Below are 11831 nucleotides of genomic sequence, written 5' to 3' on the forward strand. Positions count from 1 at the left end.
CTGTTCTCCTCGGCCTCCGGCGTGTTCGGAGCCGCGGGCCAGGGCAACTACGCGGCCGCGAACGCGTTCCTGGACGCGCTCGCCGAGCAGCGCCGCGCCGACGGCCTGCCCGCCACCTCGCTGGCGTGGGGCCTGTGGGCCGAGGACGGCGGCATGGCCACCAGCCTGTCGGACGCGGACGTCCGTCGTCTGGCCCGGGCCGGCGTGGCGCCGCTGCGTTCGCAGGAGGGTCTGGCCCTGTTCGACGGTGCGCTCACCCTGGAGCGCGCCCTGGTCGTCCCCATGCACCTCGACCCCGTCACGGCGGTCGGAAGCAGCGACGTTCCGCCACTGCTGCGCGGACTCGTCCGTACGCCGCGCCGCCGGACCGCCGCGAGCGGCAGCACCGCGGCCGCCGGTTCGCTGGCGGAGCGCCTGCTGGCCCTGCCGGCCGCGCGCCGCGACGAGACCGTCCGCGAGGTGGTCCGTACGCAGGTGGCCGAGGTTCTGGGGCACGGTTCGGCCGCCGAGGTCGACCCGGCCCGGGCCTTCCGGGAGTTGGGCTTCGACTCGCTGACGGCGGTCGAGCTGCGCAACCGTCTCAACGCGGCCACCGGCCTGCGCCTGCCGGCCACGCTGGTGTTCGACTACCCGACGCCCGCCGCGCTGGCCGACTTCATCCGCGACGAACTCGTGGGTGAGGCCCCGGTGGTGGCCGAGGTGCTGTCCACGACCGTCGTGGACGAGCCGATCGCGATCGTCGGCATGGCCTGCCGTTACCCGGGCGGGGTCGCCTCGCCCGAGGACCTGTGGCGGCTGGTCGCGGAAGGCGGTGACGGCATCACGTCGTTCCCGACCGACCGGGGCTGGGACCTCGACGCGCTCTACCACCCGGACCCGGAGCACCAGGGGACGAGCTACGCCCGCGAGGGTGGCTTCCTGCACGACGCGGGCCGCTTCGACGCGCGGTTCTTCGGGATCTCCCCGCGCGAGGCGCTCACCATGGACCCGCAGCAGCGTCTGCTGCTCGAAACCTCCTGGGAGGCCTTCGAGGGGGCCGGCATCGACCCGGCCACCCTGCGCGGCAGCGCGACCGGCGTCTTCGCCGGTGTGATGTACCACGACTACACCTCGGTGCTGACCAGCGCGGAGGAGGACGTCGAGGGGCACCTCGGTACGGGCAACGCGGGCAGCGTGGTCTCCGGGCGTCTGGCATACACCTTCGGTCTTGAGGGTCCGGCGGTCACCGTCGACACGGCCTGCTCCTCCTCGTTGGTCGCCCTGCACTGGGCCATCCAGGCGCTGCGCAGCGGCGAGTGCACGATGGCGCTGGCCGGCGGTGTGACCGTGATGGCCACCCCGGGCGCGTTCATCGAGTTCAGCCGCCAGCGCGGCCTCTCGGCCGACGGCCGCTGCAAGGCCTTCTCGGCCGACGCGGACGGCACCGGCTGGGGTGAGGGCGTCGGCATGCTCCTGCTGGAGCGGCTGTCCGACGCGCAGCGCAACGGCCACCAGGTTCTCGCGGTGGTCCGTGGCAGTGCGATCAACCAGGACGGTGCCAGCAACGGCCTGACCGCCCCCAACGGGCCGTCCCAGCAGCGGGTGATCCGCCAGGCCCTGGCCAACGCCGGACTGTCGGCCGAGCAGGTCGACGCGGTCGAGGCGCACGGCACCGGCACCTCGCTGGGCGACCCGATCGAGGCGCAGGCGCTGCTGACGACCTACGGTCAGGAGCGTGCCGAAGAGCCGCTGTGGCTGGGGTCGTTGAAGTCCAACATCGGTCACACCCAGGCGGCGGCCGGTGTCGGCGGCATCATCAAGATGGTGATGGCGATGCGGCACGGTGTGCTGCCGCAGACGCTGCACGTGGACGAGCCGTCGCCGCACATCGACTGGGCCTCGGGCGCCGTCGAGCTGCTGACCGAGGCCCGGCCCTGGCCGGAGACCGGGCGTCCGCGTCGCGCGGCCGTATCCTCCTTCGGCTTCAGCGGCACCAACGCCCACGCCATCATCGAGCAGGCCCCCGAGGCCGCCCCGATCGAGGCGGCTCCGGCCGACGAGGCCACGGGCGTGGTGCCCTGGGCTCTGTCGGGTCGTACCGAGGCCGCGTTGCGGGAGCAGGCGCAGCGCCTGCTGGCGGCGGTCGCGGACGAGCGGCCGGCGGACGTCGGCTACTCGCTGGTGTCCTCGCGGGCGGTGTTCGAGCACAAGGCCGTGGTGGTCGGCGACGGGCGGGACGAGCTGCTCGCCGGCCTCCGTGCGCTGGCCGCAGGGGAGAGCGCTTCGTCGGTGGTCCGGGGTTCCGGATCGGGCGGCAAGGTCGTCATGGTGTTCCCGGGCCAGGGCTCGCAGTGGCTGGGCATGGCGCAGGGGTTGCTGGCGGATGAGCCGGTGTTCCGTTCCCGGATGGAGGAGTGCGCCAAGGCGCTTGCTCCGCATGTGGATTGGGAGCTGCTGGAGGTCGTCTCGGGTGAGGACGGCGGGTGGATGGAGCGGGTGGACGTGGTCCAGCCGGTGCTGTTCGCCGTGATGGTCTCGCTCGCCGAGCTGTGGCGTTCGTACGGTGTGGAGCCGTCGGCGGTGGTGGGGCACTCGCAGGGCGAGATCGCCGCCGCTGCCGTCTCCGGCGCGCTCTCCCTGGAGGACGCGGCGCTGGTGGTGGCGCTGCGCAGCCAGGCGATCATCGAGCTCTCCGGTCTGGGCGGGATGGTGTCCGTTCCGCTGCCCGTGGAGAGTGTCCGCGAGCTGCTGTCCGGCCGGGATGGAATCTCGATCGCGGCGGTCAACGGCCCCGGCTCGGTGGTGGTTTCGGGCGATGCCGGTGCCCTGGACGAGCTGATGGAGCACTGCGCCGGGCAGGAGGTCCGGGCGCGTCGGATCGCGGTGGACTACGCGTCGCACTCGGCGCACGTGGAGCGCATCGAGGCCCGTCTGGCGGAGCTGCTGGCCCCGGTCACGCCCCGGGTTCCGGAGGTGCCGTTCCATTCCACCGTCACCGGTGAACTGATCGACAGCGCTTCGCTGGACGCCGGGTACTGGTACCGCAACCTGCGCCAGACGGTGGAGTTCGCGTCGACCGTCGAGGCCCTGCTGGCCTCGGGCCACTCGCAGTTCGTCGAGGTGAGCGCCCACCCGGTGCTGACCGTCGGTATCCAGGAGTCCATCGACGCCGCCAACGCCGAGGCCACGGTCCAGGGCACCCTGCGCCGTGACCAGGGCGGCCGGGAGCGCTTCCTGACCGCCCTCGCCGAGGCCTGGTCCAACGGCGCCACCGTCGACTGGACCGCCCAGTTCCCCACGGCCCACCGCATCGACCTGCCCACCTACGCCTTCCAGCGCGAGCACTACTGGCCGAAGCCCGCCACCACCCCGGCGGTCGCCGGCACGGCGGCGGCCTCCCCGGCCGACAGCCGCTTCTGGGAAGCCGTGGAGAGTGGCGATCTCGACACGCTGGTGCGGCAGTTGGACCTGGAGGCGTCCGGTGACGGTGCCGCCCTGGCCGCTGCCCTGCCGCTGCTCTCGGCCTGGCGCCGTCAGCAGCGTGACCACTCCACGGTGGACAGCTGGCGCTACCGGGTGGACTGGAAGCCGCTCGCCGAGGTGCCGACCGGCACGCTGACCGGCGGCTGGCTGGTCCTCGTCCCCGCCTCCCTCGGAGCGGAGGACCCGCTGCCGGCCGCGGTCGCCGAGCTGCTGGCCGAGCACGGTGCGCAGCCGAGCGTGCTGCGGATCGAGGCGGGCGGGGCGGTCGCTGCCCTGGCCGCGGCTCTCGCCACGGCCGCCGAGGAGGGCGTGACGCCGTCCGGCGTGCTGTCGCTGCTCGCGCTGGACGAGGCGCCGCACGCCGAGCACCCGGTGGTCGCGTCCGGTCTGGTCGACACCGTCGACCTGGTCCGGGCCGTCGCCGAGCACGGCGGCGTCAACGGTGGCCTGAACGGCGGCGTGAACGGTGGCCTCCGGCTCTGGCTGGCGACCCGGGGTGCGATCGCGACCGGTGGCGCCGACCGGCTGCACAGCGCGGCGCAGGCGCAGGTCTGGGGCCTGGGCCGGGTGGCCGGACTGGAGCACCCGGAGTGCTGGGGCGGCCTGCTGGACCTGCCGGCCGAGCTGGACGCGCGCTCCCGGGCGCGGGTCGCCGCCGTCCTGGCGGGGATCGGTGACGAGGACCAGGTGGCCGTCCGTTCCTCGGGCGTGTTCGTCCGACGGCTGCGGCGCGCCCCGCTGGGCGACGCGCCGGCCGTCGGGGCGTGGCAGCCGCGCGGCACGGTGCTGGTCACCGGCGGTACGGGGGCGATCGGTGCCCACGTCGCCCGCTGGCTGGCCGAGAACGGCGCCGAGCACCTGGTGCTGACCAGCCGTCGGGGCCTGGACGCGCCCGGCGCGGCCGAGCTGCGTGCGGAGCTGCTGGGCCTCGGTGCCCGGGTGACGGTCGCCGCGTGCGACGTCGCGGACCGGGCGGCGGTGGCCGAGCTGGTCGCGGGCCTGGCCGGGCAGGGCGAGCCGGTGCGGGCGGTGATGCACGCCGCCGGTGTCGGGGACTCGGCACCGCTGGCCGTCACCGGTGCGGCCGAGCTGGCCGCGAACGCCCAGGCGAAGATCGCCGGCGCGCGGCACCTGGACGAGCTGCTCGGGGACACCGAGCTGGACGCCTTCGTCCTCTTCTCCTCCAACGCGGGGGTCTGGGGCGGTGGCGGCCAGGGCTCGTACGCCGCGGCCAACGCCGGCCTGGACGCGCTCGCGCGCATGCGGCGCGAGCGCGGCCTGACGGCCACATCGGTGGCCTGGGGCGCCTGGGCCGAGGGCGGCATGTCGGACGGCACGGCGGGCGAGCAGATGCGCCGCCGCGGCCTCGTGCCGATGGACCCGGAGCTGGCGCTGACCGTGCTGCGGCAGGCGCTGGAGCAGGACGAGACGTTCCTGGCCGTGGCCGACGTCGACTGGCAGCGGTTCGCCCCGGCCTTCGCGGCCGCCCGGCCGCGTCCGCTGATCGCGGAGGTGCCGGAGGCCCTGGCCGCGCTGGCGGCCGACGCCGGCGCGGGCGCCGGCGCGGACGGCGGCTCGCCGCTGCTGCGGAAGCTGACCGGCCTGCCGGCGGGCGACCGTGACCGGGTCCTGCTGGACCTGGTCCGCAGCGAGGCGGCCGCGGTCCTCGGCTACGGTTCGGCCGCCGAGGTCGACCCGGCCCGGGCCTTCCGGGAGCTGGGCTTCGACTCGCTGACCGCCGTCGAGGTGCGCAACCGCCTCAACGCGGCCACCGGCCTGCGCCTGCCCGCCACGCTGGTGTTCGACCACCCGACCCCGGCCGCCCTGGCCGCCCTGCTGCGCACCGAACTGCTCGGTGCCGAGGACGAGCCGGTCACCGGGACGGTCGTGGCCACCATCGCCCGGGAGGACGACCCGATCGCGATCGTCGCGATGAGCTGCCGCTACCCCGGCGGCGTGCGGTCCCCCGAGGAGCTGTGGCAGCTGCTGGCCGCCGGCGGTGACGCCGTGGCCGGCTTCCCGGCCGACCGCGGCTGGGACCTGGAGGGGATCTACCACCCGGACCCGGAGCACGCCGGGACCAGCTACGCCCGCGAGGGCGGGTTCCTGTACGACGCGGGCCGCTTCGACGCCGAGTTCTTCGGCATCAGCCCGCGTGAGGCCCTCGCAATGGACCCGCAGCAGCGTCTGCTGCTCGAAACCTCCTGGGAGGCGTTCGAGCGGGCGGGCATCGACCCGGCGGCCCTGCGCGGCGGCCAGGTCGGCGTCTTCCTCGGTGCCGCGCCCTCGGGTTACGGCTCCGGCCTGACCGAGCTGCCCGAGGGCGTGGAGGGCCACCTGCTCACGGGCAACGCGGGCAGTGTGATCTCCGGCCGGATGGCGTACGCCTTCGGTCTGGAGGGCCCGGCTGTCACCATCGACACCGCCTGCTCCTCCTCGCTGGTCGCCCTGCACCTCGCGGCGCAGGCCCTGCGCGGCGGCGAGTGCTCGATGGCGTTGGCCGGCGGTGTCGCCGTGATGGCGACGCCGGGCGCGTTCGTCGAGTTCAGCCGCCAGCGCGGGCTGGCCGCCGACGGGCGGTGCAAGCCGTTCGCCGAGGCCGCCGACGGCACCGGCTGGTCGGAGGGCGCGGGCCTGGTGCTGCTGGAGCGGCTGTCCGACGCGCGGCGCAACGGGCACCCCGTGCTCGCTGTCGTCCGGGGCTCCGCCGTCAACCAGGACGGCGCCAGCAACGGGCTGAGCGCGCCGAACGGGCCGTCGCAGCAGCGGGTGATCCGCGCGGCGCTGGCCGACGCCGGGCTGTCCGGCGGCGAGGTCGACGTGGTCGAGGCGCACGGCACCGGCACGGTGCTGGGCGACCCGATCGAGGCGCAGGCGCTGCTGGCCACCTACGGCCAGGAGCGCGGCGAGGACGGCGAGCCGCTGTGGCTGGGCTCGCTCAAGTCCAACCTCGGCCACACCCAGTCGGCCGCCGGTGTGGCGGGCGTGATCAAGATGGTGCTGGCCATGCAGCACGCCGTCCTGCCGCGGACGCTGCACGTGGACGAGCCGTCCACGCACGTCGACTGGACGGCCGGCGCGGTGGAACTGCTGCGTGAGCAGCGGGACTGGCCGCAGACCGGGCGGCCGCGCCGGGCCGGTGTGTCGGCCTTCGGCGTGAGCGGCACCAACGCCCACGTCATCCTGGAGCACGCCCCGGCCGTGGAGCCGGAGCAGGCGGAGTCGGCCGAGCCGGCCGAGGCTGTCGGGGTCGAGGGCCCCGTGCTCGTGGCGCTGTCCGGCCGCACCGAGGTCGCACTGCGCGACCAGGCCCGACGGCTGAGCGCGCGGGTGGCCGCCGACGGCGGGCTGCGCCCGGTCGACCTGGCCTACTCGCTCGCGGTCGGCCGCACCGACCTGAACCGTCGCGCGGTGCTGCTCGCGGACGACCGGGCGCAGCTGCTGCGCTCGCTCGCGGCCCTGGCGGAGGGCGGAACGGCCGCCGGGCTGCTGCGCGGCACCCCGCGAGGCGGGAAGCTCGCGTTCCTGTTCACCGGTCAGGGCAGCCAGCGGCTCGGCATGGGCCGGGAGCTGTACGAGGCCTTCCCGGTGTTCGCGGACGCCTTCGACGCGGTCTGCGCTCGGGTCGAACTGCCCCTGAAGGAGGCGGTGTTCGGCGAGGACGCCGCGGTCCTCGCCCGGACCGAGTTCACCCAGCCGGCGCTGTTCGCCGTCGAGGTGGCGCTGTTCCGGCTGTACGAGAGCTGGGGGGTCCGTCCGGACGTCCTGGCCGGTCACTCGATCGGCGAGCTGGCGGCCGCCCACGTCGCGGGTGTCCTCTCGCTGGACGACGCCGTCACGCTGGTCGCCGCTCGCGGCCGCCTGATGCAGGCGCTGCCGGAGGGCGGCGCGATGGTCGCGGTGAAGGCCACCGAGGCCGAGATCCTGCCGCTGCTCACCGAGAACGTCAGCATCGCGGCGATCAACGGCTCGACCTCCGTGGTGATTTCGGGTGACGAAGGTGAAGTCCTCGCCATCGCCGGGCAGTTCGAGAAGACCAAGCGGCTGCACGTCAGCCACGCGTTCCACTCGCCGCTGATGGAGGGCATGTTGGCGGAGTTCTCGGCCGTCGCCGAGGGCCTGGCCTACGCCGAGCCGGTGATCCCGGTCGTCTCCAACGTGACCGGTGAGCTGGCCACGGCGGAGGAGCTGTGCTCGCCCGCGTACTGGGTGCGCCACGTCCGCGAGGCGGTCCGCTTCGCCGACGGCATGCGGACGCTGGAAGCCCAGGGCGTCACCACGTACCTGGAACTCGGCCCCGACGGTGTGCTCACCGCCCTCGCCCAGGACTGCGTCGACGGGCAGGACGCGGCCTTCGCCGCCGCCCTGCGCGCCGAGCGGCCCGAGGCGCGGACCGCGCTGGAGGCGCTGGCCGCCCTGCACGTGCACGGTGTGACGCCGGACTGGTCGGCGCTGTTCGCGGGCACCGGTGCCCGCCGGGTGGACCTGCCGACCTACGCCTTCCAGCGCGAGCAGTACTGGCTCGGCGGCCCCGGCACGGCCCAGGCCGCGCCGGCCGACGCCCACCGGGACCCGGCGGAGAGCGCGTTCTGGGCGGCCGTGGACGAGGGTGACCTCGCCGGGCTGGCCCGGACCCTGGACGTCACCGGGGACCAGCCGCTGAGCGCGGTGCTGCCCGCGATGTCCTCCTGGCACCGGGGCCTGCGCGAACTCGCCGAGGCCGCCGACTCGGCCTACCGGATCGCCTGGCAGCCGGTCACCCCGGCCGCCGGGGCGCCGACCGGCACCTGGCTGGTCGTGGTGCCCGCCGAGCGGGCGCAGGACGCCGACGTCCTGGCCGTCCGGCGGTCGGTCGCCGAGGCCGGCGCCGAACTGCTGGTGCTGCCGCTGGCCGAGGAAGGCCTCGACCGCGGCGAGACGGCGGCGCGGCTCGGCCGGGCCCTGCCGCAGGACCGCGCCCTGACCGGGGTGCTGTCCCTGCTGGCGGTGCCGGCCGAGCGGGCCGGGGACGAGGGCCTGCTGGCCCGGACCGGCGCACTGGTGCAGGCGCTGGCCGACGCCGGTGTGACCGCCCCGCTGTGGGTGGCCACCCGGGGCGGCGCGGCGATCGACGCCGACGGGCCGGTGCGCCCGGAGCGGGCGCGGCTGTGGGGCCTCGGCCGGGTGGTGGCGCTGGAGGCGCCGCAGGCCTGGGGCGGTCTGGTCGACCTGCCGGAGGAGCTGGACGAGCGGGTGCTCGGCCGGTTCACCGAGGTGCTGGGCGCGGCCGACGGCGAGGACCAGCTGGTGCTGCGCTCCTCGGGCGTGTCGGTGCCGCGCCTGGTCCGGGCGGCGCGCCGCCCGCTGCCGGGCGACCGGTGGTGGGACGGGGCCGGGACGGTGCTGGTCTGCGGCGCCGACGGCGTGGTCGGCGAGCGGCTGGCCGCCCGCCTGGCCACCGGCGGGGCCGAGCACCTGGTGCTGGCCGGCCGGACGGAGCGGGACGAGGAGGCGCTGCGGGCCGAGTTCGGCGTGCCGGTCACCGTCGTCGACGCCCCGGCCGGCGACCGCGCCGCGCTCGCCGCACTGCTGGAGCGCCACCCGGTGACCGCCGTGGTGCACGCCGGTGCCGCGACCCCGGTCGGGGCCGTGGACGGCGTCCCGCCGCGGGAGTTGGCGGCGGCCGTGCACGAGCGGGTCGCCGAGGTGCGCGCGCTGCACGAGCTGACGGCCGCACTGCCGCTGACCGCGTTCGTGGTCTGCTCCACGGCGGTCGGCGTCCTCGGCGGCGTCGGACACGGCGTGGACGCGGTCGCGCACGCGGAGCTGGCGGCCCTGGCCGCCGAGCGCCGCGCGGCCGGGCTGCCGGCGACGGTGATCGCCTGGGGCCCCTGGGCCGAGGAGGCCGAGTGCGCCGGGACCACCGGTGCGTGGGAGCGGGCGGGCCTGCGCCCGCTGACCGCGCGGGCGGCGCTGGCGGCACTGCCGGGCGCCCTCGCGGAGCCGGACGGCGCCCCGTTGGTGGCGGACGTGGACTGGGCGCGCTTCGCGCTCGGCTACACCGCGAACCGGCCCGGCCTGCTGATAGGCGACCTGCCCGAGGTGCGTGAACTCGCCCGGGCCGTCCCGGCCGGCGCGGACTCCTCGCTGGCCCAGCGGCTGGCGCAGGTGCCCGCGGCGGACCGTGACCGGGTGCTGCTGGACTTCGTCCGCTCCGAGGTGGCGGCCGTCCTCGGCCACACCACCCTGGACGCGGTGGAGCCCACCCGGGCGTTCCAGGAGCTCGGCTTCGACTCGCTGATCGCGGTGGAGCTGAGCAAGCGCCTCGCCGGGGAGACCGGACTGAAGCTGTCGCCGACCCTGGTCTTCGACCACCCGAACGCCACCGCCCTGGCCGACCACCTGCGCTCGCAGGTGCTCGGCGCCCAGGACGGCGACGGCCTGCCGGTGGCGGCCCGTCTCTCGGCCGAGGACGACGACCCGATCGCGATCGTCGCGATGGCCTGCCGCTACCCGGGCGGCGTCCAGTCGCCCGAGGACCTGTGGCGGCTGGTGTCGGAGGGCACCGACGCGGTGACCGCGTTCCCGACCGACCGAGGCTGGGACCTGGCCGGGCTGTACGACCCGGACCCGGCGAAGAGCGGCAAGAGCTACGCCCGTGAGGGCGGGTTCCTGCACGACGCGGCGCAGTTCGACCCGATGTTCTTCGGCATCTCGCCGCGTGAGGCGCTGGCGATGGACCCGCAGCAGCGGGTGCTGCTGGAGGTCACCTGGGAGGCGTTCGAGCGGGCCGGGATCGACCCCGCCGCCGTGCGCGGCGACCGGGTCGGCGTCTTCGCCGGCACCAACGGCCAGGACTACGCGCCGCTGCTGGAGGGTTCGCAGGAGGCCGAGGGCCTGGTCGGGACCGGAAACGCGGCGAGCGTCGCCTCCGGCCGGATCTCCTACACCTTCGGGCTCGAGGGCCCGGCGGTGACGGTGGACACCGCCTGCTCCTCCTCGCTGGTCGCGCTGCACCTGGCGGCCCAGTCGTTGCGCAGCGGCGAGTGCTCGCTCGCCCTGGCCGGCGGTGTGATCATCACCTCGACCCCGGGTGTGTTCGTCGAGTTCAGCCGCCAGCGCGGCCTGGCCGCCGACGGCCGCTGCAAGTCCTTCGCCGCGGCGGCGGACGGCACCGGCTGGGGCGAGGGCGCGGGCATGCTCCTGCTGGAGCGCCTGTCCGACGCCCGCCGCAACGGCCACCGCGTGCTGGCGGTCGTCCGCGGCTCCGCCGTCAACCAGGACGGCGCCAGCAACGGCCTGACCGCCCCCAACGGCCCGGCCCAGCAGCGCGTCATCCGCCAGGCCCTGGCCAACGCCCGCCTGACCCCCGGCCAGGTCGACGTGGTCGAGGCGCACGGCACCGGCACCCGTCTCGGCGACCCGATCGAGGCGCAGGCGCTGCTGGCCACCTACGGCCAGGAGCGCGGCGAGAACGGCGAGCCGCTCTGGTTGGGCTCGCTGAAGTCCAACATCGGCCACACCCAGGCGGCGGCCGGCGTCGGCGGCATCATCAAGATGGTGATGGCGATGCGGCACGGCGTCCTGCCGAAGACCCTGCACGTGGACGAGCCGACGCCGAACGTCGACTGGTCGGCGGGCGCGGTCGAGCTGCTCACCGAGGCCAGGGACTGGCCCGAGACCGGTGCGCCGCGCCGCGCGGGCGTCTCCTCCTTCGGCGTCTCCGGCACCAACGCCCACGTCCTCATCGAGCAGGCCCCGACGGCCGACCACACCGAGCCGGCCGTCGACCGCGACGCGGAAGGACCGGCGGTCGACGCGCTGCCCTGGGTGCTCTCCGCCCGCGGCAAGGCGGCCCTGCGGGCCCAGGCCGAGCGGCTGCGCGGCTTCGTCGAGGACAACCCCGGCCTCGCGCCGGCCGACCTCGGCCACGCGCTGGCGGCGACCCGCTCGACGTTCGAACACCGGGCCGTCGTGCTCGGCTCCGACCGTGCCGAGCTGCTCGCCGGCCTGACCGCCCTCGCCGGCGGCAGCGGCAGTGGTTACGTCCAGGGCCTGGCCCGCAGCGGCCGCACCGCCGTCGCCTTCACCGGGCAGGGCAGTCAGCGTCCTGGCATGGGGCGTGAGTTGTACGAGGCCTGTCCGGTGTTCGCGGAGGCCTTCGACGCGGTCTGCGCTCGGGTCGAACTCCCGCTGAGGGAGGCGGTGTTCGGCGAGGACGCTTCGGTTCTCGCCCGGACGGAGTTCACCCAGGTGGCGCTGTTCGCGGTCGAGGTGGCGCTGTTCCGGCTGGTGGAGAGCTGGGGGGTCCGTCCGGACTTCCTGGTGGGCCACTCGATCGGTGAGCTGGTGGCCGCGCACGTCGCGGGTGTCCTGTCGCTGGACGACGC

1 protein-coding gene is annotated in these 11831 nt (G+C 75.6%); it reads left to right on the top strand.

Annotation, left to right across the window (positions count from 1 at the left end; translation table 11 throughout):
- Positions 1-11831: type I polyketide synthase (locus ACWDBB_RS35665; protein ID WP_449793562.1), on the top strand; the 11831-nt coding region annotated here is incomplete at both ends.

It is taken from the genome of Kitasatospora sp. NPDC001095, from assembly GCF_053598615.1.